This window comes from Streptomyces sp. WG5 (assembly GCF_049974565.1).
In the GTDB taxonomy this organism is placed as follows: domain Bacteria; phylum Actinomycetota; class Actinomycetes; order Streptomycetales; family Streptomycetaceae; genus Streptomyces.
Map to the genome: position 1 here is coordinate 119,254 of NZ_JBNGGC010000010.1, position 21,754 is coordinate 141,007.

Genomic DNA, 21,754 nt, shown 5'->3' on the forward strand with positions numbered 1-21,754 from the left:
ACGGCGGTCAGCCCGGGCCGGTACGGCGGTCAGCCCGGGTGCCCGGCCCTGCGGTCAGCCCCGTCCGCGCGCCCGGCGGGACACCACCGCGCGCAGCACCCGGCGGCCCTCGGTGGAGACTTCCATGGCCCGGCGCAGCCCGGCCGGGCCATGGCCGGCGAGCACTTCGAGGACGGTGACCTGGCGGCGCAGTTCGGCGGCGACGAGCGGCGACAGCCCGTCCGTACCGCCCGTGCCGCCCTCCGTACCGCCTTCCGTGCCGCCCTCCCGGCGGGCGGCGGCCTCGGTGGCGGCGTCCGCCGCGGGGTCGAGGAGCCGGTGGACGCGGAGTGAGGCGACGGAGCAGGCGTCGGCCCACGCCCGCACCCCGGCGCCGGAGCACTCGGCGGGCACGGCGGCCAGCATCCGGCGGGCCAGGAACACGGCCTCGTCCTCGCCCTCGGCGTCGGGCCCGGCGAGCCTCTCGCGCACCTGCGCCAGCCCCGTCGCCCAGTCGGGCCCGTCGCCGGCGTCGCCGGCCAGGCTCGCCCACAGGGGTCTGAGGACCTCGTCGTCACCACCCAGCAGGGGAACACAGCGATCGAAACAAGCCAGTCCACTCCCGGCGAGTCCGCGTGTGTCGGCCCGCGCGATCAGTTCCACCAGGCTCATCCGATACCTCCCTGTTCCTGCCGCCCCGTCCCGTTCACCACCACGGAGCCCGCACTTCCCCTTACTGCGTGCGACGGAGCGGGAGTGTCACAGCGGCACCACACCCAGCCTGTCGAGGAACCGGAAGAAGAGGTTTTCGGCCACCGGCCCGTCATCGCGGACGGCACCGGCACCGGCGGCTGCTTCGGCACCGATCTCGCCACCGGCCTCGGCACCGGCACGCGGGTCGGCCGACAGCACCTCCGCCAGCTCCCCGGCGCTCGCGGTGCGCCCGGCCTCGGCGGCCCAGGCCACGGCACGTTCGGCGGCGTCCCGGGGCTCCAGGAAGTAGTCCTCGAGGGTGAGCCCGTCGTTCTCGGCCCCGAGGTACCCGGCCATCGCGGCCCGGGCCAGGCAGGTCGTCCACGCCCCGCTCTCCGGCGCCGCCGCCTCCACGACCACGCAGTCGCTGTCCATGACGTACCCGAACAGCGCGGGCGCGCCGGTCTGCCCGGCCAGGTCGTTCATGTTCCCGACGTCTCCGTCACCGCCCGGGAACTCCCACACCTGCCAGCCGTCCGACGTGGACCGGCGCAAGGTCATGTCCGCGGCGCCCGACAGCGCGTCCAGTTCCGCGAGCGGCCGCTCGGCGCGGCCCACGACGAAATACCCCCAGTAGCCCATGTCCCGGCTCCCCCCGGCGTGTCGGTTCGGCTCGTCCACAGACCACCACAGCCGTACGGGAGTTCGCAGCCGTATCGGACAATCCGCGCGACGGCCGGAGGGGGCGTGCGGAATCAGTCGAGCCGGTTCGCCAGCGCCTTGAAGTCCGCCCAGGACAGCTCGGGCTTGTCCGGGTCCCACAGCTTCTGGACCGTCGCCGCCAGGGGCAGCCGGATGCCTTCGGCGACCTGGGCCTGCGTCTGGGCGTTCGGCAGGTCTCCCCAGACGGCGAAGCTGCCGCCCAGGATCTGGTCGTCGTACTTCGCGTCGACCGCGGTGGTGCCGCGCACGACGCGCGGGGTCCACTGCTCGTAGATGCGCTCGCCGGTCGGGTAGACGAAGGTCTGCGGCTCGCCGAGCACGTAGTAGAGGAACTCGTCGTTGTAGTTGAGGACCTCGCGGCCCGCGCTCAGGTACTCCGCGGGCGGACGGGCGCCGATCTCCTTGCCGGTCCAGTAGGCGACCTTGATGTCCTTCAGGGGTTCGACGGACGTGTCCTTGAAGAAGCCGTCGTTCCACGCGCGCGGTATGCGGTCGTGGGCCAGGGCCGTCTCGGCCCGTCCGTTCAGCCAGCCGGTGGTGAGGTCGGCGACGGTGGCACCGGAGCCGTACGCCTTGCGCGCGGCGGCGGCGAGCTGCGGGTAGGACGCCTCGGGGTCCGCGACGACGAGCGCCTGGTACTCGTCGGCGCCGAGGTGGAACCGGGAGCCGGGGAAGAGGTCGGCGTACTCGTCGATCAGGTCGTCGACGATCTCGGCGGCCTCCGGCTTGGAGATGTCGATCGCGCCGCGCGTGGGCGTGCCCTGCGCGTTGCGCAGCTGGAGGTCGGGGTGGGCGGCGATCACCGCACCGAGGTGGCCCGGCGAGTCGATCTCGGGGACGACGGTGATGTGCCGGGAGGCGGCGAGGTCGATGATCTCCTTGACCTCGGCCTTGGTCAGGTGGTCGTCGGAGACGATCTCGGGGTGCGAGTCGGACTCGATGCGGAAGGCCTGGTCGTCGGAGAAGTGCAGGCCCAGTTCGTTGAACTTCAGGTCGCCGAGTTCGCGGATCCGGTCCTTTATCCAGTCGGCGTCGTAGTGCTTGCGCGCGATGTCGAGCATGAACCCGCGCCGCGGCTTGGCCGGCTCGTCCTTCACCACGCCCTCGGGGGCGCTGCCCCCGCCGTCCACGGCCTGCTTCAGGGTGCGGGTGCCGTAGTAGACGCCCGCCTCGGCCGGCCCACTGAGGGTGACCCGTCCGTCGCGCACGGTCATGGTGTACGACTCGGGGTCGGCGCCCTTCTCCTCCTTGACGTCGAGCAGCACGTCCCCGGCGCGCCCGCCGTCCTCCTCCCCCGCGTACGTCAGCCCCAGCTCGCCCGCTATCAGGCGCCCCTCGTCGGCGAGCCGGGCGTCGGCGACGACGACGCGGTGCGCCTTCTCCGGCTGCCAGCCGGGGCCGCGGGCCGGGGTGTGGTCGCGTACCGCGGGTATGGTGAGCGGCTCCTCGGACAGCGGGTAGGAGCGGCTGGGGCTGGGTGCCGCCGCCTCTTCGGACGGCCCCGCGGCCGAGCCCCCGGGCCCGCCGCCCTCACTGTCGGTGGCCCACAGGCCGACTCCCAGACCGAGCGAGGCGACCACCGCACCGGTGATCACGGCCCGCTGCCTCACCTTGCGCGCCGGTGTCCGGCGTCCGTGCTGGCTCACAGCGCCAACCTACGGCCGTGAGCTCCACCATGCGTCCACCACATGTTCCGAAACTCTCCCGTTCGAGTGAAATTCGGGCATCGGACGGACACGTCATGCCGTCACTCGATACCGTGACGCCACATCTCTCGCACGATCCCCTGCCGACACACACGTGAAGCCCACAAGGAACCACGCTGCCTTCGCACCGTCTCCCAGACCTCCCCGGCCGAGTGGCCATACCGGTACCGGCGCAAACCCGCGCCGCACCGGTAACCGCCTCCTCACTGGAGCACTTCAACACCGCCCCCGCCGACGAGGCCGTCCAGGCCCTCCTCACCTGCCTGAACAGCCACCACTGGGCCCACCGCCTCGCCGCCCACCGCCCCTACCCGGACCTGCCCGCCCTCCTGGCGGCAGCGGACGAGGCGGCGTACGACCTCTCCCCGGACGACCTGACGGAGGCCCTGGCGACGGAGGCCCTGCCGGCCCTGCCCGCGGACACGTACGCGGCGGCCCACACGGCCCTGGGCGCGGCCACCGCGGTCTACGAGAGCCGATTCGGACACGCGTTCGTCATCTGCCTGGACGGCATGCCCGCCCACGAAGCGCTGGACCACGTACTCGAAGGCATCCGGTCACGATTGGCAAACGATCCGGAGGAAGAACGCGGAGTCGCGGCAGAGGAACTACGGCACCTGGCCAGGGCCCGGCTGGCCGGCTCCCTGAGCGGCGCGACCCCCTGACATCGGCGGTGCGCGGCCGGCCACGGGCGACCCGCGGCCCACACCCGGCAAACCGCCCGAACCACCCGCCTGAGGCCCGTCCGCTGCTCTTTTGAGTGCAACTTTGATCACACAGGCAGGCCCCCCGTGAGCGCCGCAGGCAACCGTCGCTACGATGCTGGGGGCCGGTGGACCGTACCCGGCCGGGCCCGACCGACAAGGAAAGCCGGCGCGGCCCCAATCCCCGCTCCCGGAGGAAACTTCCGTGCCGGCTGGAACGCTGTACCGCGGCCGGGAAGGAATGTGGTCCTGGGTGGCTCACCGAGTCACCGGCGTCCTCATTTTCTTCTTCCTGTTCGTCCACGTGCTGGACACCGCTCTCGTCCGTGTGTCCCCCGAGGCCTACGACACCGTCGTGGCCACCTACAAAACGCCGATCGTCGCGCTGCTGGAGTACGGCCTCGTCGCGGCCATCCTCTTCCACGCGCTCAACGGCCTGCGCGTCATCGCCGTCGACTTCTGGGTCAAGGGCGCCCGCTACCAGAAGCAGATGCTCTGGACCGTCGTCGGCCTGTGGGTCGTGCTGATGATCGGGGCGATCTACCCCGTCCTCGGCCACGCCGCTCGTGAACTGTTCGGGAGCTGACGCCAATGTCCACGACTGAATCCCCCGCTTCCGGAGTCGGCCCCGTCGAGGGTGCCTCGGTCTACACGGTCGACAACCCGGCGCCGCTCATCGAAGCCCCCCGCCAGCGCACCAAGAAGACCCCCAAGTCCACCCGGGGCAACTTCGAGATGGTCGCGTGGCTGTTCATGCGCCTGTCCGGCGTGGTGCTGGTCGTCCTGGTCATCGGCCACCTGCTCATCCAGCTGGTGCTGGACGGCGGCGTCTCGAAGATCGGCTTCGCCTTCGTGGCGGGCCGCTGGGCCTCGCCGTTCTGGCAGGTCTGGGACCTCCTGATGCTCTGGCTCGCGATGCTGCACGGCGCCAACGGCCTGCGCACGGTCATCAACGACTACGCGGAGCGTCCGAACACCCGGCTGTGGCTCAAGGGCCTGCTCTACACCGCCACGGTGTTCACCATCCTGCTGGGCACGCTGGTGATCTTCACCTTCGACCCGAACATCCGCTAGGCACGGGGCTGCGAAAATCATGAAGGTACACAAGTACGACACCGTCATCGTCGGCGCCGGTGGCGCCGGCATGCGCGCGGCCATCGAGTCGACGAAGCGCAGCCGCACCGCCGTCCTGACGAAGCTCTACCCCACCCGCTCCCACACGGGCGCGGCGCAGGGCGGCATGGCCGCCGCGCTCGCCAACGTGGAGGAGGACAACTGGGAGTGGCACACCTTCGACACGGTCAAGGGCGGTGACTACCTGGTCGACCAGGACGCCGCCGAGATCCTGGCGAAGGAGGCCATCGACTCGGTCCTCGACCTGGAGAAGATGGGCCTGCCGTTCAACCGGACGCCGAACGGGACGATCGACCAGCGCCGCTTCGGCGGTCACAGCCGGAACCACGGCGAGGCCCCGGTCCGCCGCTCCTGCTACGCGGCCGACCGCACCGGTCACATGATCCTCCAGACGCTGTACCAGAACTGCGTCAAGGAAGGCGTGGAGTTCTTCAACGAGTTCTACGTCCTGGACCAGCTGATCACCGAGGTCGACGGCGTCAAGAAGTCCGCCGGCGTGGTCGCGTACGAGCTGGCCACCGGCGAGATCCACGTCTTCCAGGCGAAGTCCGTGATCTACGCGTCCGGCGGCACCGGCAAGTTCTTCAAGGTGACGTCGAACGCGCACACGCTGACCGGTGACGGCCAGGCGGCCGTGTACCGGCGCGGGCTGCCGCTGGAGGACATGGAGTTCTTCCAGTTCCACCCGACCGGCATCTGGCGCATGGGCATCCTGCTGACGGAGGGCGCCCGCGGTGAGGGCGGCATCCTCCGCAACAAGGACGGCGAGCGCTTCATGGAGAAGTACGCGCCGGTCATGAAGGACCTCGCGTCCCGTGACGTCGTCTCGCGCTCCATCTACACCGAGATCCGCGAGGGCCGCGGCTGCGGTCCCGAGGGCGACCACGTCTTCCTGGACCTCACCCACCTCCCGCCGGAGCAGCTGGACGCCAAGCTGCCCGACATCACGGAGTTCGCGCGGACCTACCTCGGCATCGAGCCCTACACGGACCCGATCCCGATCCAGCCCACCGCGCACTACGCCATGGGCGGCATCCCGACCAACGTCGAGGGTGAGGTCCTCGCGGACAACACCACCGTCGTCCCGGGCCTGTACGCGGCCGGCGAGGTCGCCTGCGTGTCCGTCCACGGCGCCAACCGCCTGGGCACCAACTCGCTGCTGGACATCAACGTCTTCGGCAAGCGGGCCGGCATCGCCGCCGCGGAGTACGCGCAGAAGGCGGACTTCGTCGAGCTGCCGGAGAACCCGGAGTCCCTGGTCGTCGAGCAGATCGAGCGGCTGCGCAACTCCACCGGCACCGAGCGGGTGGCGACGCTGCGCCGCGAGCTGCAGGAGACCATGGACGCCAACGTCATGGTGTTCCGCACCGAGCAGACGATCAAGACGGCCGTCGAGAAGCTCGCCGAGCTGCGCGCCCGCTACCAGAACGTGGCGATCCAGGACAAGGGCAAGCGGTTCAACACCGACCTGCTGGAGGCCGTCGAGCTGGGCAACCTGCTCGACCTGGCCGAGGTCATGGCGGTGTCCGCGCTCGCCCGCAAGGAGTCGCGCGGCGGTCACTACCGCGAGGACTTCCCCAACCGCGACGACGTCAACTTCATGCGCCACACCATGGCGTACCGCGAGGTGGGCGACGACGGCGCCGAGTCCATCCGGCTCGACTACAAGCCGGTCGTCCAGACCCGCTACCAGCCGATGGAGCGTAAGTACTGATGGCTACCCCTGTCATGGAGAAGAGCGACAAGGCCCCCGAGCCCGGCTTCGCCGACTCCCCGTACATCACGGTCACCTTCCGCGTCCGCCGGTTCAACCCGGAGGTCTCGGCGGAGGCGACCTGGGAAGACTTCCAGCTGGAGATCGACCCGAAGGAGCGCGTCCTCGACGCGCTGCACAAGATCAAGTGGGACCTGGACGGAAGCCTGACCTTCCGCCGTTCCTGCGCGCACGGCATCTGCGGGTCGGACGCCATGCGGATCAACGGCAAGAACCGCCTCGCCTGCAAGACGCTGATCAAGGACATCAGCCCCGAGAAGCCGATCACGGTCGAGCCCATCAAGGGCCTGACGGTCCTCAAGGACCTGGTCGTCGACATGGAGCCGTTCTTCCAGGCGTACCGGGACGTGATGCCCTTCCTGATCACGAAGGACACCAACGAGCCGACGCGTGAGCGGCTGCAGTCCGCCGAGGACCGCGAGCGCTTCGACGACACGACGAAGTGCATCCTGTGCGCCGCCTGCACGTCCTCGTGCCCGGTGTTCTGGAACGACGGGCAGTACTTCGGCCCGGCCGCGATCGTCAACGCGCACCGCTTCATCTTCGACTCGCGCGACGAGGCCGGCGAGCAGCGGCTGGAGATCCTCAACGACCGCGACGGCGTCTGGCGCTGCCGCACGACCTTCAACTGCACGGACGCCTGCCCGCGCGGTATCGAGGTCACCAAGGCGATCGCCGAGGTGAAGCGGGCACTGATCACGCGCCGCTTCTGACGTCCGCCGGCGCGTGACGCCGTACGTCCGTGAGGGCCCCGTCTCCCCTGGAGACGGGGCCCTCTGGCGCATGCCACCCGATCGGGCAAGAACGGTCGCCGGAAGAGCCCCGCGGGCCTGATCCGGCCTGCGTGGACGCTCTCGGCACCAGCCCACGGGAGGCACGTGATGTCCGCTGCGTCCGTCGAGCGATCACGACGCCGGGTCGGTCACCGGCCAGGACCGACGGTCGCGGGCCCGTTCCAACGGGCGGCGGCACCACCGCGTCGATCGGTGGTGCCGCCTCGTTCTGTCGTCAGCGTGGTTCGGGGCCCTCGGCCGTACGGCCGCGGGGAGCGGTCCCGGGCCCCGGTACGCCGGGGGCCAGCCGCGCAGCGAGAGTCGGGGCCCGAGAGCGGCCGTCCGCCCGGGCGGGTGACCCCTTCGCCGCCCCGCCGCGGGTCCGGCCCACTGCGCGTCGCGCGCACCTAATGTGACGTCATGTCAGATCATGAGTCGTACGAACTGCTCGGGTTCGACAACGTCCTGCTGCCCGTCGGCGACCTCGCCGAGGCCGTCGGCTTCTACGAGCGGGCCGGCTTTCCGGTCGCCTTCCGGCTCGACGAGGCCGGGATCGCCCTGCTGAAGGCCGGCGGCGAGACCCCGGGCCTCCTGCTGCGGGTGGAGGAGGAGTTCGGGCGCCGGCCGCCGCCGTGGCCCTCCGCGCGGGTGTGGCTGGAGGTGATGGACGCCCGCGCCGCGGACCGGGCACTGCGCGACGCGGGGGTGGAGCCGCTCGGCGACCCCTTCCCCGTCGCCACCGGCTGGACCGTGGAGTTCGCCGACCCGTGGGGCAACGTCATCGGCCTCACGGACTACTCCAAGCGGCCGGAGCTGGGCCGCCGGCCCTGACCCACCGCACCCCCGAATACTCACTTGAACGCGTTCAAAAACAGGTCTACAGTCTCCTCCGTCAGCGTTTTGAACGCGTTCAAGAAGGGGTGGGGCATGGACCGCACCGTCATCGCCTACGTCATCTACCTGCTGGTCAGCATCGGCCTGACCGTCTGGGTGGCCCGCACGCTCAGCCGCAACGGCCGGGTCTTCCTCGCCGACGTGCTGCACGGCAACGAGAAGCTCGCCGACGCTGTCAACCACCTGCTGGTGGTCGGCTTCTACCTCGTCAACCTCGGCTTCGTCGCCCTCTACCTGAGCGGCGACGAGACCATCGCCGACACCCGCCAGATCTTCGAGGCGCTCTCGACCAAGCTGGGCGTGGTGCTCCTGGTGCTCGGCGTGATGCACCTGGGCAACGTGTACGTGCTCAACCGGATCCGGCGGCGGGGGATGATGGAGCGGGAACAGGTCCCGCCGGTCCCGCCGCAGGCCTGGGTGGCCCCTGCGGCCGGTGCCTGAGCCGATGGCACCGACGGCACCCGCTCCCCCGACGGCCGCCGCCCCGGTACGCCGGCTCACCGTCCTCTACGACGCCGAGTGCTCCCTGTGCACCCACGTACGGGACTGGCTGCTGCGGCAGCCCCGGCTGGTGCCGCTGGAGCCGGTCCCGGCCGGGTCGGACGAGGCACGCCGGCGCTTTCCCGGCCTCGACCACTCGGCCACCCTCGACGAGGTGACCGTCGTGGGCGACGCCGGCCAGGTCTACCGGGGCGCCGCCGCCTGGATCGTCGTCCTGTGGGCCCTGCGCGAGCACCGGCGACTGGCCCACCGGCTCAGCACGCCCACCGGGGCGAGGCTGGCCCGCGGTGTCGTCCTGGCCGCCGCCAAGTGGCGGGGCGCGCAGCGGCGATGGGGCGGCCAGGGGTACCGCCGCGCCGGCATCGACGGGGGCGGCGCGAAGCGCCTCGGTGAGGGGCGGCGGCCGGGTGACGGATGGGTGTACGAGCCGCGCCTCGGGTGGAGGTACACCGGACCCGGCTGCGACGACGGCACCTGCGCCAGTCGTTAGGCTCTGGTCCCGTGCCTGCGAAGAACGACGGCCCCGACGACGGAGCCCCCCTCAGCAAGTCCGAACAGACCCGCGCGCTGATCCTGGAGACGGCCATGCGGCTCTTCCAGGAACGCGGTTACGACCGGACGACCATGCGGGCCATCGCCCAGGAGGCCGGGGTCTCCGTCGGCAACGCGTACTACTACTTCGCCGGCAAGGAGCACCTGATCCAGGGCTTCTACGACCGGATCGCCGCCGAACACCAGGCGGCGGTCCGGGAGGTCCTGGCCCGGGAGACCGACCTGGAGGCACGGCTGGGGGGCGTGCTGAAGGTCTGGCTGGACATCGCGACGCCGTACCACGAGTTCGCCGTGCAGTTCTTCAAGAACGCGGCCGACCCGGACAGTCCGCTCAGCCCCTTCTCCCCGGAGTCGGAGCACGCGCGCGTGGAGGCCATCAACATCCACCGGCAGGTCCTGGCGGGCGCGAAGACCAAGGTGCACGCGGAACTGCGGGACGTCCTGCCCGAGTTGATGTGGCTCTCCCAGATGGGCCTCTGCCTGTACTGGATCTTCGACCGCACGGAGGGGCGCGAACGCAGCTACCGCCTCGCCGAACGCGGCGCCCGGCTCACCGCGCGGGGCGTCGCGCTGGCCCGCTTCCGGGTGCTGCGCCCGCTGGTGCGCGAAGTGCACGAACTGTTCACGGACTTCCTGCCCGGGATGACCAAGGCACTCCCGGACCCGGCGAAGAGGACGGCACCCTCCGCGGACCCCCCTGGGGACGACGCCCCCGAGGAGGGCCCGCGGGGCGGGTCCTAGGCCTCCAGCGAGGCCAGCTCGATCACCGTGATGTCCGACTCCGCCCCCACGCGCGTGGGCGGGCCCCAGGCGCCCGCGCCGCGGCTGACGTACAGCTGGGTGTCGCCGTAGCGCTCCAGGCCCGCGACGGTGGGGTTGGCGAGGCCGGCGAGGAGGCTGCCCGGCCAGAGCTGGCCGCCGTGGGTGTGGCCGGAGAGCTGGAGGTCGACGCCGTGGTCGACGGCGTCGTGGATCTGCACCGGCTGGTGGGCGAGCAGCACGCACGCGCGGGCCCGGTCCCGGTCGCCGAGGGCCTTGGCGTAGTCGGGGCCCTGGCCCTCGTCCTCGCCCGCCACGTCGTTGACGCCGGCGAGGTCGAAGTGGGGCAGCTCGGTGCGGGCGTTCTCCAGCGGGATCATCCCGAGCCGCCGCACCTCGGCGACCCACTGCTCGGCGCCGGAGAAGTACTCGTGGTTGCCGGTGACGAAGTACGCGCCGTGCCGGGCCTTCAGCCGCGCCAGGGGGGCCGCCGCCGGGCCGAGGTCCTTCACGCTGCCGTCCACCAGGTCGCCGACGACGGCGATGAGGTCGGGCTGCGTGGAGTTGATCGTGTCGACGACCTTCTGCGCGAAGCCCCGGCCGAGCACCGGGCCGAGGTGGATGTCGCTGACCACGGCGATGCGGTAGCCGTGCGCCGCGCGCGGGAGCTTGGCCAGCGGCACGGTGACCCGCTTCACCGTCGGGCCGTTCAGCACGCCGTACGTGCCGTAGCCGACCGTCCCCACGGCCGCCGCGGCGGCGGCACCGGCGACGACCCGGGAGACGAAGAGGCGGCGGGAGGGCAGGGCGAGAGGGCTCTCGGGCGTGCCGTCGGCCGGGGCGCCGGGGGCGGCCGGCGCCCCGGGTATCCCAGGTGTCTCAGGTGTCTCAGGTGTCTCAGGTGTCTTGGGCGGGGCCGTTCCGGCCGGTATGCGCTCCGTGTCCGCGGCCGGGGACCTCAGCGGCTCCGGCTCCGGCTCGGCCGCCGCCTGCCGCGCGGCCGCCCGCCGCTCCAGGAAGCGCCGCAGCAGCGGGCGGACGGCCTCGCCCACGAGCAGCGCCAGCACCAGGTAGAGGCACAGGGCCAGCCACAGGTAGCCCGGCCAGGCCAGGACGCGCTCGAGCCAGAAGGGGGCCACTCGCCTGGCGACCAGCGCGCCCACGGCCAGTACCCAGCCCCCGGCGATCACCACCACGCCGATGCGGCGCACGGGGCCGGGGCCCCGGGTCGTGTCGCGGAACAGACGCCTCCACACGTACCAGTTGGACGCCACGAGGACGCTCACCACTGCCAGCGCGACAAGCGCGTAGACGACCACCATGCCGTCGTATCCCCTCGGTTGTGGCGTCCGTGACGCCTATGACCTTCGGCGCAGTGCGCGCAGCGAGAGCAACCCGATGACCCCGACGGCCGTCCCCAGTACGAAGGAGACGACGGCGAGCAGCAGGTGCACCCAGAAGTACGCCGTGGGGTCGCCGTCCTCGAACGCGAGCCCACTGCTGTCCTTGATCAGATTTTTGACGAAAGTGATCCAGATGATCCAGCTCCACACCCCGAAAGCGAGCAGGAACCAGGAGACGGGGCGGCTGAGCTTCATGCACCCAGTATCGCCGCCGGGTGTCCGGATCCGTGCCCGGGGTGGGGAGGGGGGTGGGACCGCGCCGCTCGCGGGCGGTACGTTCTCGCTCGTGCCCGCACCCAAGAAGGCCGTCAGGCGATCCCTGTCGGTCACCTCCGCCGCCGTGACCGCTCTCGCGCTCCTCTCCCCCGTCGCGCTCGCCGCCCCGAGCCCCTCGACGAACCCGTCGGCCAGTCCCTCCGCCACTCCCCCCGCGTCGATGTCGGCCGTGGGCGGCGCCCGGCTCGGGCAGCCCGGGACGCAGGTGGACCTGGCCGGTGGGGCGCCCGTGCTGCCGAAGGACCTCACCGCCCGCTCGTGGATCGTGGCCGACGCCGAGTCCGGTGACGTGCTCGCCGCGCACAACGCGCACTGGCGGCTGGCCCCGGCGAGCACGCTGAAGATGCTGTTCGCCGACACACTGCTGCCGAAGTGGCCGAAGACGGCCACCCACACGGTCACCCCCTCCGACCTCGCCGGCATCGGCGCCGGCTCCAGCATGGTCGGCATCAAGGAGAAGGAGACCTACACCGTCCACGACCTGTGGCTCGGTGTCTTCCTGCGCTCCGGCAACGACGCGGTGCGCGTGCTGTCCGCGATGAACGGCGGTGTCGGCCAGACCGTAGAGGACATGAACGAGCACGCCGAGGAACTGCAGGCCCTCGACACGACCGTGGTCAGCCCCGACGGCTACGACGCGCCGGGACAGGTCTCCTCCGCGTACGACCTGACCCTGTTCGCCCGCTCGGGGCTGCAGAAGAAGGACTTCCGCGAGTACGCCTCGACGGTCCGCGCGAAGTTCCCGGGCGAGACGAAGAAGGACGAGAAGGGCAAGACGTCCCGCACGCCCTTCGAGATCCAGAACACCAACCGGCTGCTCGCCGGCGACTCGGACGTCTCCGTCTACCCGGGCATCGCCGGCGTGAAGAACGGATACACCACCAACGCGGGCTACACCTTCACGGGCGTCGCCGAGCAGGGCGGCAAGGTCCTGCTCGTCACGGTCATGAACCCGGCGAAGGACGAGCACAACGAGGTCTACAAGGAGACCGCCCGCCTGTTCGACTGGGGGTTCGCGGCGGCCGGCAAGGTGCGGCCGGTGGGCGAGCTGGTCCCGCCGAAGAGCGCCGTGCAGGCGAGCTCCGAGCCCGGTGCGGGCGCCTCCGGGGAGGCCGGCGGCAGCGGGAAGGGCGCGGCCGGCACGAAGCCGGTGGCGGGCGCCCCGGCCGCGGACGGCTCCGGCGGCATCGGCATCGCGGCCGGTCTCACCGCCGGACTGCTGGTCCTGCTCGCGGGCGGCGCGTTCCTGGTCAACCGGAAGTGGCCGCTGCCGGACCTGGTCCGTCGCCGGACGCGCCCGTGACGTTCCGTCCCCCCGTTTCGCCCACTTCCTCCTCTTTGCTTCCCGTCGCCGTCCAGGAGGCGCAGAACAGCACCAGCTTCGAGGTGAAGTTGATCCACAGCAGCAGGGCGACGGGGACGCCGAAGGCTCCGTACATGCTCTTCGCGGCGACGCCCTGCACATAGCCGCTCAGCAGCAGTTTCAGCAGCTCGAAGCCGATCGCGCCGATCAGCGCGGCCCGCATCAGGCGGCGGCGCTCGGGCTGGACGCCGGGAAGCAGGGTCAGCACGTACAGCAGCAGGAGGAAGTCGGCGAGTACGGCGACGGCGAACGCGGCGACGTAGAGCAGCACACCGCCGAAGCCGCCGCCGAGACCCAGCTGGCGGATGATCCAGCCGACCAGCGACGAGGCCACGGTGGAGATGCCGACGGTGACCAGGAGCGCGCCGCCGAGGCCGACGAGGACGCCCGCGTCCTTGGCCCGGTGCAGGACCGGGTTCTCCTCCTCGTCGGGCAGCTCCCAGACGGCGCGCAGGCAGCCCCGGGTGGCGTCGACCCAGCCGACGCCGGTGAACAGCAGCAGGGCGCCGGAGATGAGGCCGACGGTGCCGGCGTTGTCGATCAGGCCCTGGATGTCGAGCTGGTCGGAGATGCCGGGGATCTGCTCGGCGATCGTGTCCTGGAGCCGGCCCTGCTGGTCCTCGCTGAGCGTGGCGGCGGCGACGGCGGCGGCCAGGCTGAGCAGCGGGAAGAGCGCGACGAAGCTGGTGAAGGTCATCGCGGCGGCCAGGCGCGTCCACTTCACCCGGTCCAGCCGCTCGTACGAGCGCCACGCGTGCGTGGTCATCAGCCGTGCCGCCCACGGCCCCACCACGGGGAGCTTCTTCAGCCAGTCCATGATCCGACCCTGCCCCCGCTCGCCCCGGTCCATGATCCCGTCGTGCCACCGGTTCCGGCCCCGGTGCGGAAGACCAGTGTCCTTGTGCCCCAGAACCGCAGGGCCGTGGCCAGGACCATGCCGATTCCCGCGCCGGAGACCGTGTCGGCGCGCTGGGAGGTGAGGCCGAGGCCGTAGTGGCTGACGGCCAGGCACAGCAGCTGTACGGCGGCTCCGGCGGCGTTCACCGCGAAGAAGACGGCGTACGGGCGCAGGCCCCGGGGGCGGGTGTGCCGGTAGGTGCCGAGCGCGTTGCCCGCGTAGGCCACGGAGCAGCCGGCGACGAAGGAGAGGGTCTTCGCGGTGAGCGGGTCGAGGCCCACCGGGCCGCGCAGGGCCGTGAAGAGGGTGAGGTCGACGGCGTAGGCGAGGAGTCCGGCGGCGGCGAAGCCGATCACCTCGCGCCGTGTTCCCTTGGCGGGGCCGTCTACCAATTGGCCACCGCCAGGCCGTACATCGCCGCCCACACCACGCCGATCAGGGCGAGCGCCCGGTCGCGCAGGACGACGTCCTCGGGTTCGCCGGCGGTGCCGCGGTCGGCGAAGATGGCGTAGCGCAGCACGGCGAGGACGAAGGCGACCATGGACAGCTGGCGCCAGGGCAGCACGCTGGTGTGCGGGACGCCGCCCTCCTCCATGGCCCACAGGCAGTAGCCGAGGACGGCGACGCCGGCCGCGAGCTGCCAGACGAAGCGGAGGTAACCGGTCGTGTACTCGGTGAGCAACGCACGCGTGGCACCGGCTTTTCCGGCCATCTGGACGGCTTCGGAGTAGCGCTTGGCGGCGACCATGAACAGCGCGCCGAAGCCGGTCGTGACGAGGAACCAGCGCGACAGGGGGATGCCGAGCGCGAGTCCGCCGATCATCGCCCGCATCAGGAAACCGGTGGTGACGACGGCGAGGTCGACGACCAGGACGTGCTTGAGGCTGACGCAGTACGCCAGTTGCATCGCGAGGTAGGCGGTCAGCACGACCGCGACCGCGGGCGGGCACAGCCACGCCGCGACGACGGGCCCGAGGACGCCCAGGGCCCCGCCGGCGACGTAGGCGACCGGCACCGGGACCTGCCCGGCGGCGACCGGGCGGTGCCGCTTGACCGGGTGGGCGCGGTCGGCCTCGGCGTCGCGGGCGTCGTTGACGAGGTAGACGGCGGCGGCGCAGGCGGTGAACAGGGCGAAGACCAGGGCGAGCCGGCCGAGGGCGTACCAGGAGAACAGCTCACCGGCGGCGGCCGGGGCGGCGACGACCAGGACGTTCTTGATCCACTGGCGGGGGCGTGCGGTCCTGAGCAGACCGGCCGGGACGCCCGCCCCGCGCGGCGGCCCGGGCTCCCGCCGCCGCTCCGGTGCGCGTTGCCGCAGGACGGCCGTGTCAGCCACGGGTGCCTCCGCGCATCCAGTCGGCGCCGAGCCGGGCCGTGAGCGCGCCCAGGGCCGCGCCCGCCGCCACGTCGGAGGGGTAGTGGACGCCGGTGACCAGCCGGGAGGCGCACACCGCGGCGGCGAGCGGCCAGGCGGCGTGCACGCCGAGCGCGCCGAAGACGACGGCGGCCGCCGTGGCCGAGGTGGCGTGGCAGCTGGGGAAGGAGTGCCGGCCGGCGGTGCGCACCAGGGGTACGACGTGCGCGGGGCGTGGTCGGCGCACGACGCGCTTCACGCCCATGCCGACGAGGTGCGCCCCCGCGGTGAGGGCCGTGCCGCGCAGCCAGGCCGTGCGCCGCGTGCCGTCCACGGCGGCCGAGGCGAGGCCCGCCGCGAGCCACAGCGCTCCGTGCTCCCCGGCCCGGGACAGGACGCGCGCGGCACCGGCCACGCGCGGGTCCGTGCCGCAGGCTCTGAGCGCCGTCACGATCCGGTGGTCCATGTCGTCGAGGTCGTCCATGTGGACTCACTGTTCACCCCGGCGGCACGGGAAGCCCGGCAGGATCGAGCGACATACCATTAATCACCCGTTTCAGGGACGGGCGGAATGTTTTGGAACTAATCGTTCACATAGTGGCGATACGGTCGCCGGCATGTCTGCCGACACCGTTCCCGACGCCGACTCGGGCCCCGCCACCGGGTGGGGCCCCGACGACGACTGGGGCCCCGTCACCGGGTGGGGCCGCACCGCGCCGACCGCCGCCCGGCTGATCCGCCCCCGGACGTACGAGGAGGCCGCCGACGCCGTCCGGGACTGCGGGGCCCGCGGGGGCATCCCGAGGGGCCTGGGGCGGGCGTACGGGGACGCCGCGCAGAACGCGGGGGGCGCCGTGCTCGACATGACGGCCCTGGACCGCGTCCACGCCATCGACGCCGACGGCGGCACCGTGCTCTGCGACGCGGGGGTCTCCCTGCACCGGCTGATGGAGGTGCTGCTGCCGCTCGGCTGGTTCGTGCCGGTGACGCCCGGCACCCGCTACGTGACGGTCGGCGGCGCGATCGGCGCGGACATCCACGGCAAGAACCACCACGTGTCGGGGTCCTTCGCGCGGCACGTCCTGTCGTTCGAGCTGCTCACCGCCGACGGCCGGGTCCGCACCGTGGACCGGGGCACACCGCTGTTCGACGCGACCGCCGGCGGCATGGGCCTGACCGGCGTGATCCTCACCGCGACCGTGCGGCTCCAGCCTGTCGAGACCGCGCTGATGTCGGTCGACACCGAACGCGCCGCCGACCTGGACGACCTGATGGCCCGCCTGACGTCCGGCGACCACCGCTACCGCTACTCGGTCGCCTGGATCGACCTCCTCGCACGCGGCGCGGCGACCGGCCGCGCGGTGCTCACCCGGGGCGACCACGCCCCGCTGGACGCACTGCCGCGCGGCTCCCGGGCGCGACGGGCCCCCCTGGCCTTCCGCACCTCCCGGTTCCCGGCCGCCCCCGACCTCGTCCCGGACGGGCTGCTCAGCCGGACGACGGTGGGGCTCTTCAACGAACTCTGGTACCGCAAGGCCCCCCGCAGGCGTACCGGCCGCCTCCAGCGGATCTCCGCCTTCTTCCATCCCCTGGACGGCGTCCCGCACTGGAACCGGATCTACGGCCGCGGCGGCTTCGTGCAGTACCAGTTCGTCGTCGGGCACGGCCGGGAGGACGCCCTGCGCCGGATCGTGCGGCGGATCCGGGAGCACCGCTGCCCGTCCTTCCTCGCCGTCCTCAAGCGCTTCGGGGACGCCGACCCGGGCTGGCTCTCCTTCCCCGTGCCCGGCTGGACCCTCGCCCTGGACATCCCGGCGGGCCTGCCGGGCCTCGGCGGTTTCCTCGACGGCCTCGACGAGGAGGTCGCCCGGGCCGGCGGCCGGGTCTACCTCGCCAAGGACTCCCGGCTGCGGCCCGAGCTGCTCGCCGCCATGTATCCGCGCCTGGACGACTTCCGTGCGCTGCGCGCGGAGCTGGACCCGCGCGGGGTGTTCGTCTCGGACCTGTCCCGGCGCCTCGGCCTCTAGGAACCCCTCCGGGCATCCCGGCCCCCTCCAGGCCCCTCCCCACAAACCTCCAGGAGCTGTCGTGAAGGACGCCTTCGGCATCCCCCAGTCCCTTCTCGTCCTCGGCGGTACGTCCGAGATCGCGCTCGCCACCGCGCGCCGGCTGGTGGCCCGCCGCACCCGCACCGTGTGGCTGGCCGGCCGCCCCTCCCCCGCCCTGGACGCGGCGGCCGGGCAGCTGCGCGGCCTCGGCGCCGAGGTGCGCACCGTCGCCTTCGACGCGCTCGAGACCGGGTCCCACGAGGCGGTGCTCGGCAAGGTCTTCGCCGAGGGCGACATCGACCTGGTGCTGCTGGCCTTCGGCGTGCTGGGCGACCAGGCGCACGACGAACGCGAGCCGCTGAACGCCGTGCGGGTCGTGCAGACCAACTACACCGGCGCGGTCTCGGCCGGACTGGTGAGCGCCCGCGCGCTGCAGGCGCAGGGACACGGCTCCCTGGTGGTGCTCTCGTCCGTGGCCGGGGAGCGGGCCCGCCGCGCCAACTTCATCTACGGCTCCAGCAAGGCCGGCCTGGACGCCTTCGCGCAGGGCCTCGGCGACGCGCTGCACGGCACCGGCGTGCACGTCATGGTCGTACGCCCCGGGTTCGTGCGGTCGCGGATGACCGCCGGAACGGAGGAGGCTCCGCTGGCCACGACGCCCGAGGCGGTTGCCACGGCGATCGAGCTGGGACTGCGGCGCCGCTCGGAGACGGTGTGGGTGCCCGGCGCGCTGCGCGTGGTGATGTCGGCGCTGCGGCACCTTCCGCGGGCGGTGTTCCGGCGGCTGCCGGTGTGAGACGCCGCGGGCTCCCTACCGGACCGGCAGGGAGCCGCTCTCCACGCGTCCCGCCTGCGGGGGCACCGTGGTGCTGCCGAAGGGGAACTCGCGGAGCTTGCGCCACACCCCGTCGGCGCCCTGCTCGTAGAGCGCGAAGCCGGTGCAGGGCCACTGGGCCTCGTAGCCGGACAGCTCCTCGAAGGCGCGGTCCATCGCCGCTTCGTCGATGCCGTGCGCCACGGTGACGTGCGGGTGGTACGGGAACTGGAGTTCGCGGGGCACCGGCCCGGAGGTGTCCCGGACGCGCCTCTGCAGCCAGGAGCAGGCCGCGGCGCCCTCGACCACCTGGACGAAGACCACGGGTGACAGCGGGCGGAAGGTCCCGGTGCCGGAGAGCCGCATCGGGAAGGGCCGGCCGCGCGCCGCCACCTCCGCCAGGTGCGCCTCGACCGCGGGCAGCGCGCCGCCGTCGACCTCGGTCGGCGGCAGCAGGGTGACGTGCGTGGGGATGCCGTGGGCCGCGGCGTCGCCGAAGCCCGCGCGCAGCTGCTGGAGCTTGCTGCCGTGAGGCTCCGGGACCGCGATCGACACGCCGATCGTTACGGTCCCCACGTCGTCTCCTGTCGTCACGTGTCACTCGGTGTGTGTCGCTGTGTCGGACACCCGGATATCGACTGTACGGCCACGACCGTGCCCGGGGCAGGCGCAACCGGAGTGATGTGCAGCGCTACGGCGGCGTGCCGGGGCGCACGAGGGGTGCTGGGGCAGTGGTCGGGGCGCTGCCGCGGGTCAGTGCTTGGCGGGCAGGAAACCCACCATGTCGTACGCCCGGGAGAGGGTCTCCGTGGCGACGGCGCGGGCCTTCTCCGCGCCCTTGGCCAGGATCGTGTCGAGCGTCTCCGGGTCGTCCAGGTACTGCTGGGTGCGCTCCCGGAAGGGGGTGACGAACTCCACGACGACCTCGGCGAGGTCCGTCTTCAGGGCGCCGTAGCCCTTGCCCTCGTACTTCTGCTCCAGCTCCGGGATCGCCGCACCGGTGAGGGTGGAGTAGATCGACAGCAGGTTGCTGACCCCGGGCTTGTGCTCGCGGTCGAAGCGGATCACGGTGTCGGTGTCCGTGACGGCGCTCTTCACCTTCTTCGCCGTGGTCTTCGGCTCGTCGAGCAGGTTGATCAGGCCCTTGGGGGTGGCCGCCGACTTGCTCATCTTGGCGGTCGGGTCCTGGAGGTCGTAGATCTTCGCCGTCTCCTTGAGGATGTACGCGGAGGGAACGGTGAAGGCCTCGCCGAAGCGGCCGTTGAAGCGCTCGGCCAGGTCGCGGGTCAGCTCGATGTGCTGGCGCTGGTCCTCGCCGACGGGGACCTCGTCGGCCTGGTAGAGCAGGATGTCGGCGACCTGGAGGACCGGGTAGGTGAACAGGCCGACGGAGGCGCGGTCGGCACCCTGCTTGGCGGACTTGTCCTTGAACTGGGTCATGCGGCTCGCCTCGCCGAAGCCGGTGAGGCAGTTCATGACCCAGGCGAGCTGGGCGTGCTCGGGGACGTGGCTCTGGACGAAGAGCGTGCAGCGGTCCGGGTCGAGCCCGGCGGCCAGCAGCTGGGCGGCGGCGAGCCGGGTGTTGGCGCGCAGCTCCTTCGGGTCCTGCGGGACCGTGATCGCGTGCAGGTCGACGACCATGTAGAACGCGTCGTGGGACTCCTGGAGAGCCACCCACTGGCGGACGGCGCCCAGGTAGTTGCCGAGGTGGAACGAGCCTGCGGTGGGCTGGATCCCGGAGAGCACACGAGGTCGGTCATTCGCCATGCCCACCATTCTCTCAGGTCCCACCGGCGGCTCGTTCCCCCGGGCGGCGACCGTCAGCCCAGGTCGATCTCCGGGTACAGGGGGAAGCCCCGCACCAGGTCCGTGGCGCGCTGGGCGATCTCCTGTGCCACCTTCTCGTCCAGGACGTGGGAGGCCTTCGACGGGGCGCCCGACTTGGTGGTGCCCGGCTCGGTGGTGGTCAGGACACGGTCGATGAGGCCCGCGACCTCGTCCATCTCCGCCGTGCCCAGGCCGCGCGTGGTGAGCGCGGGGGTGCCGACGCGGATGCCGGAGGTGTACCAGGCGCCGTTCGGGTCGGCGGGGATGGCGTTGCGGTTGGTGACGATGCCGGAGTCGAGGAGGGCGGTCTCGGCCTGGCGGCCGGTGAGGCCGTAGGAGGACGCCACGTCGATCAGGTTGAGGTGGTTGTCCGTGCCGCCGGTGACCAGGGTGGCGCCGCGCCGCATGAGGCCCTCGGCGAGGGCGCGGGCGTTGTCGACGATGCGCTGGGCGTAGTCCTGGAAGGCGGGCTGCCGGGCCTCGGCGAGGGCGACGGCCTTGGCGGCCATGACGTGCGGGAGCGGGCCGCCGAGGACCATCGGGCAGCCGCGGTCGACCTGGTCCTTGAGGGAGTCGTCGCACAGGACCATGCCGCCGCGCGGGCCGCGCAGCGACTTGTGGGTGGTGGTCGTCACGATCTGGGCGTGCGGGACCGGGTCGAAGTCGCCGGTGAGGACCTTGCCCGCGACCAGGCCAGCGAAGTGGGCCATGTCGACCATGAGGGTGGCGCCGACCTCGTCGGCGATCTCGCGCATGATCCGGAAGTTCACCAGGCGGGGGTACGCGGAGTAGCCGGCGACAATGATCAGCGGCTTGAACTCGCGGGCCGTGGCGCGCAGGGCCTCGTAGTCGATGAGGCCGGTGGCCGGGTCGGTGCCGTAGGAGCGCTGGTCGAACATCTTGCCGGAGATGTTCGGGCGGAAGCCGTGGGTGAGGTGGCCGCCGGCGTCCAGGGACATGCCGAGCATGCGCTGGTTGCCGAAGGCGCGGCGCAGCTCGGCCCAGTCGGCGTCGGTCAGGTCGTTGACCTGGCGGGCGCCGGTCTTCTCCAGGAAGGGCACCTCGACGCGGGCGCCGAGGACGGCCCAGAAGGCGACGAGGTTGGCGTCGATGCCGGAGTGCGGCTGGACGTAGGCGTGGCGGGCGCCGAAGAGCTCGCGGGCGTGCTCGGCGGCCAGCGACTCGACGGTGTCGACGTTGCGGCAGCCGGCGTAGAAGCGGCGGCCGACGGTGCCCTCGGCGTACTTGTCGCTGAACCAGTTGCCCATCGCCAGGAGGGTGGCCGGGGAGGCGTAGTTCTCGGAGGCGATCAGCTTGAGCATCTCGCGCTGGTCGGCGACCTCCTGGCCGATGGCGTCGGCGACGCGCGGCTCGACGGTGCGGATCACGTCGAGGGCGGCGCGGTAGGCGGTGGATGCGGGGGACAGCTCTGCGGACACGGGGACCTCCGGACGTTGTGTTCGGCGTTCACGGTACGGACGGCCCAGGCGCACGGCACTCGCTGCTCGGGCCGCTCCCCGATGGTCGGTCCCATCCCAGCGCGCCAGTCACGGCCCTCGGTCAGCGTACCGGGCGGCCC

Annotated in this window: 24 protein-coding genes and 1 riboswitch; of the genes, 12 read left to right on the forward strand and 12 right to left on the reverse strand. The window is 72.1% G+C overall.

The genetic code is table 11. The annotated features are described in order from the left end of the window. Positions 1 to 54 precede the first annotated feature (54 nt). The 3 genes from ACP4IX_RS12760 to ACP4IX_RS12770 form a co-directional block, all read right to left on the reverse strand. Positions 55 to 651, reverse strand: coding sequence for a hypothetical protein (locus ACP4IX_RS12760; RefSeq protein WP_426555538.1), 597 nt, complete (start codon positions 649 to 651; stop codon positions 55 to 57). An 87-nt stretch (positions 652 to 738) separates the two neighbouring features. Further along, entirely contained in the window at positions 739 to 1,314 is a 576-nt protein-coding gene (locus tag ACP4IX_RS12765) for a hypothetical protein (RefSeq protein WP_426555539.1), read from the reverse strand. 113 nt (positions 1,315 to 1,427) lie between these two features. Beyond that, the gene (locus ACP4IX_RS12770) at positions 1,428 to 2,990 is read right to left on the reverse strand and encodes a beta-N-acetylhexosaminidase (RefSeq protein ID WP_426555588.1); all 1,563 of its coding nucleotides are present in this window, start codon (positions 2,988 to 2,990) and stop codon (positions 1,428 to 1,430) included. Positions 2,991 to 3,253: 263 nt separating this feature from the next. Here ACP4IX_RS12770 and ACP4IX_RS12775 point away from each other — a divergent pair, with 263 nt between their 5' ends. The 9 genes from ACP4IX_RS12775 to ACP4IX_RS12815 all read left to right on the forward strand — a co-directional run bounded on the left by ACP4IX_RS12775 (position 3,254) and on the right by ACP4IX_RS12815 (position 10,174). Continuing rightward, positions 3,254 to 3,766, forward strand: coding sequence for a 2-oxo-4-hydroxy-4-carboxy-5-ureidoimidazoline decarboxylase (locus tag ACP4IX_RS12775; protein ID WP_426523220.1), 513 nt, complete (start codon positions 3,254 to 3,256; stop codon positions 3,764 to 3,766). Positions 3,767 to 4,010: 244 nt separating this feature from the next. Continuing rightward, entirely contained in the window at positions 4,011 to 4,391 is a 381-nt protein-coding gene (gene sdhC, locus ACP4IX_RS12780) for a succinate dehydrogenase, cytochrome b556 subunit (RefSeq protein ID WP_426523219.1), read from the forward strand. A gap of 5 nt (positions 4,392 to 4,396) precedes the next feature. Beyond that, complete coding sequence (locus ACP4IX_RS12785; protein ID WP_426523218.1) at positions 4,397 to 4,879, forward strand: succinate dehydrogenase hydrophobic membrane anchor subunit; 483 nt, start codon at positions 4,397 to 4,399, stop codon at positions 4,877 to 4,879. A 19-nt stretch (positions 4,880 to 4,898) separates the two neighbouring features. Continuing rightward, entirely contained in the window at positions 4,899 to 6,653 is a 1,755-nt protein-coding gene (gene sdhA / locus ACP4IX_RS12790; RefSeq protein WP_426523217.1) for a succinate dehydrogenase flavoprotein subunit, read from the forward strand. After that, the gene (locus ACP4IX_RS12795) at positions 6,653 to 7,426 is read left to right on the forward strand and encodes a succinate dehydrogenase iron-sulfur subunit (RefSeq protein WP_029394386.1); all 774 of its coding nucleotides are present in this window, start codon (positions 6,653 to 6,655) and stop codon (positions 7,424 to 7,426) included. Before sdhA ends, ACP4IX_RS12795 begins: the two co-directional genes overlap by 1 nt. Positions 7,427 to 7,906: 480 nt before the next feature. Next, a complete protein-coding gene (locus ACP4IX_RS12800) occupies positions 7,907 to 8,317 on the forward strand; it encodes a VOC family protein (RefSeq protein WP_426523216.1) in 411 nt (136 codons plus the stop codon). Between the two features lie 96 nt (positions 8,318 to 8,413). Next, entirely contained in the window at positions 8,414 to 8,821 is a 408-nt protein-coding gene (locus ACP4IX_RS12805; RefSeq protein WP_426523215.1) for a hypothetical protein, read from the forward strand. A 4-nt stretch (positions 8,822 to 8,825) separates the two neighbouring features. Further along, positions 8,826 to 9,371, forward strand: a complete 546-nt coding sequence (locus ACP4IX_RS12810; protein ID WP_426555540.1) for a thiol-disulfide oxidoreductase DCC family protein — start codon at positions 8,826 to 8,828, stop codon at positions 9,369 to 9,371. A gap of 11 nt (positions 9,372 to 9,382) precedes the next feature. Further along, the gene (locus tag ACP4IX_RS12815) at positions 9,383 to 10,174 is read left to right on the forward strand and encodes a TetR/AcrR family transcriptional regulator (RefSeq protein WP_426523213.1); all 792 of its coding nucleotides are present in this window, start codon (positions 9,383 to 9,385) and stop codon (positions 10,172 to 10,174) included. Here the strand turns inward: ACP4IX_RS12815 and ACP4IX_RS12820 are convergent. After that, a complete protein-coding gene (locus tag ACP4IX_RS12820; RefSeq protein WP_426555541.1) occupies positions 10,171 to 11,514 on the reverse strand; it encodes a metallophosphoesterase in 1,344 nt (447 codons plus the stop codon). The two genes, ACP4IX_RS12815 and ACP4IX_RS12820, sit on opposite strands and share 4 nt — an antisense overlap. Positions 11,515 to 11,550: 36 nt before the next feature. Beyond that, a complete protein-coding gene (locus tag ACP4IX_RS12825) occupies positions 11,551 to 11,790 on the reverse strand; it encodes an SCO4848 family membrane protein (RefSeq protein ID WP_426523211.1) in 240 nt (79 codons plus the stop codon). A gap of 91 nt (positions 11,791 to 11,881) precedes the next feature. Here ACP4IX_RS12825 and ACP4IX_RS12830 point away from each other — a divergent pair, with 91 nt between their 5' ends. Next, on the forward strand, positions 11,882 to 13,174 hold the full coding sequence (locus tag ACP4IX_RS12830) for a D-alanyl-D-alanine carboxypeptidase family protein (RefSeq protein ID WP_426555542.1): 1,293 nt from the start codon (positions 11,882 to 11,884) through the stop codon (positions 13,172 to 13,174). Here the strand turns inward: ACP4IX_RS12830 and ACP4IX_RS12835 are convergent. The 4 genes from ACP4IX_RS12835 to ACP4IX_RS12850 are packed head-to-tail and all read right to left on the reverse strand — an operon-like array spanning position 13,122 to position 15,970. Continuing rightward, on the reverse strand, positions 13,122 to 14,051 hold the full coding sequence (locus ACP4IX_RS12835) for a YihY/virulence factor BrkB family protein (RefSeq protein ID WP_426555543.1): 930 nt from the start codon (positions 14,049 to 14,051) through the stop codon (positions 13,122 to 13,124). The two genes, ACP4IX_RS12830 and ACP4IX_RS12835, sit on opposite strands and share 53 nt — an antisense overlap. Continuing rightward, the gene (locus ACP4IX_RS12840; RefSeq protein ID WP_426555544.1) at positions 14,039 to 14,524 is read right to left on the reverse strand and encodes a GtrA family protein; all 486 of its coding nucleotides are present in this window, start codon (positions 14,522 to 14,524) and stop codon (positions 14,039 to 14,041) included. The genes ACP4IX_RS12835 and ACP4IX_RS12840 overlap by 13 nt, the downstream gene beginning before the upstream one ends. Further along, complete coding sequence (locus tag ACP4IX_RS12845) at positions 14,518 to 15,468, reverse strand: decaprenyl-phosphate phosphoribosyltransferase (protein WP_426555545.1); 951 nt, start codon at positions 15,466 to 15,468, stop codon at positions 14,518 to 14,520. The genes ACP4IX_RS12840 and ACP4IX_RS12845 overlap by 7 nt, the downstream gene beginning before the upstream one ends. Then, entirely contained in the window at positions 15,461 to 15,970 is a 510-nt protein-coding gene (locus ACP4IX_RS12850) for a phosphatase PAP2 family protein (RefSeq protein WP_426523206.1), read from the reverse strand. The genes ACP4IX_RS12845 and ACP4IX_RS12850 overlap by 8 nt, the downstream gene beginning before the upstream one ends. A 133-nt stretch (positions 15,971 to 16,103) precedes the next feature. On the opposite strand from ACP4IX_RS12850, the gene ACP4IX_RS12855 reads away from it, so the two are divergent. Both ACP4IX_RS12855 and ACP4IX_RS12860 read left to right on the forward strand, forming a co-directional pair. After that, the gene (locus tag ACP4IX_RS12855; RefSeq protein ID WP_426523205.1) at positions 16,104 to 17,513 is read left to right on the forward strand and encodes an FAD-binding protein; all 1,410 of its coding nucleotides are present in this window, start codon (positions 16,104 to 16,106) and stop codon (positions 17,511 to 17,513) included. Between the two features lie 61 nt (positions 17,514 to 17,574). Next, the gene (locus ACP4IX_RS12860; RefSeq protein ID WP_426523204.1) at positions 17,575 to 18,330 is read left to right on the forward strand and encodes a decaprenylphospho-beta-D-erythro-pentofuranosid-2-ulose 2-reductase; all 756 of its coding nucleotides are present in this window, start codon (positions 17,575 to 17,577) and stop codon (positions 18,328 to 18,330) included. 15 nt (positions 18,331 to 18,345) lie between these two features. On the opposite strand, the gene ACP4IX_RS12865 is transcribed toward ACP4IX_RS12860, so the two are convergent. From ACP4IX_RS12865 to ACP4IX_RS12875, 3 genes are all read right to left on the reverse strand, one after another. Further along, positions 18,346 to 18,924, reverse strand: a complete 579-nt coding sequence (locus ACP4IX_RS12865; RefSeq protein WP_426523203.1) for a 2'-5' RNA ligase family protein — start codon at positions 18,922 to 18,924, stop codon at positions 18,346 to 18,348. 177 nt (positions 18,925 to 19,101) lie between these two features. Continuing rightward, positions 19,102 to 20,124 carry a tryptophan--tRNA ligase gene (gene trpS / locus ACP4IX_RS12870; RefSeq protein ID WP_426523228.1) on the reverse strand — a complete coding sequence of 341 codons (1,023 nt, stop codon included), beginning with the start codon at positions 20,122 to 20,124 and terminating at the stop codon, positions 19,102 to 19,104. 44 nt (positions 20,125 to 20,168) lie between these two features. Next, a complete protein-coding gene (locus tag ACP4IX_RS12875) occupies positions 20,169 to 21,614 on the reverse strand; it encodes a glycine hydroxymethyltransferase (RefSeq protein ID WP_426523202.1) in 1,446 nt (481 codons plus the stop codon). A gap of 35 nt (positions 21,615 to 21,649) precedes the next feature. After that, a riboswitch (ZMP/ZTP riboswitch) is annotated at positions 21,650 to 21,736 on the reverse strand. Between the last annotated feature and the right edge of the window lie 18 nt (positions 21,737 to 21,754).

What these genes read in the sequence shown, in the direction of transcription:
- ACP4IX_RS12760 (WP_426555538.1), bottom strand. Translation starts at nt 651, where the DNA reads ATGAGCCTGGTGGAACTGATCGCGCGGGCCGACACACGCGGACTCGCC.
- ACP4IX_RS12765 (WP_426555539.1), bottom strand. Translation starts at nt 1,314, where the DNA reads ATGGGCTACTGGGGGTATTTCGTCGTGGGCCGCGCCGAGCGGCCGCTC.
- ACP4IX_RS12785 (WP_426523218.1), top strand. Translation starts at nt 4,397, where the DNA reads ATGTCCACGACTGAATCCCCCGCTTCCGGAGTCGGCCCCGTCGAGGGT.
- sdhA (WP_426523217.1), top strand. Translation starts at nt 4,899, where the DNA reads ATGAAGGTACACAAGTACGACACCGTCATCGTCGGCGCCGGTGGCGCC.
- ACP4IX_RS12795 (WP_029394386.1), top strand. Translation starts at nt 6,653, where the DNA reads ATGGCTACCCCTGTCATGGAGAAGAGCGACAAGGCCCCCGAGCCCGGC.
- ACP4IX_RS12800 (WP_426523216.1), top strand. Translation starts at nt 7,907, where the DNA reads ATGTCAGATCATGAGTCGTACGAACTGCTCGGGTTCGACAACGTCCTG.
- ACP4IX_RS12805 (WP_426523215.1), top strand. Translation starts at nt 8,414, where the DNA reads ATGGACCGCACCGTCATCGCCTACGTCATCTACCTGCTGGTCAGCATC.
- ACP4IX_RS12810 (WP_426555540.1), top strand. Translation starts at nt 8,826, where the DNA reads ATGGCACCGACGGCACCCGCTCCCCCGACGGCCGCCGCCCCGGTACGC.
- ACP4IX_RS12820 (WP_426555541.1), bottom strand. Translation starts at nt 11,514, where the DNA reads ATGGTGGTCGTCTACGCGCTTGTCGCGCTGGCAGTGGTGAGCGTCCTC.
- ACP4IX_RS12825 (WP_426523211.1), bottom strand. Translation starts at nt 11,790, where the DNA reads ATGAAGCTCAGCCGCCCCGTCTCCTGGTTCCTGCTCGCTTTCGGGGTG.
- ACP4IX_RS12835 (WP_426555543.1), bottom strand. Translation starts at nt 14,051, where the DNA reads ATGGACTGGCTGAAGAAGCTCCCCGTGGTGGGGCCGTGGGCGGCACGG.
- ACP4IX_RS12850 (WP_426523206.1), bottom strand. Translation starts at nt 15,970, where the DNA reads ATGGACGACCTCGACGACATGGACCACCGGATCGTGACGGCGCTCAGA.
- ACP4IX_RS12855 (WP_426523205.1), top strand. Translation starts at nt 16,104, where the DNA reads ATGTCTGCCGACACCGTTCCCGACGCCGACTCGGGCCCCGCCACCGGG.
- trpS (WP_426523228.1), bottom strand. Translation starts at nt 20,124, where the DNA reads ATGGTGGGCATGGCGAATGACCGACCTCGTGTGCTCTCCGGGATCCAG.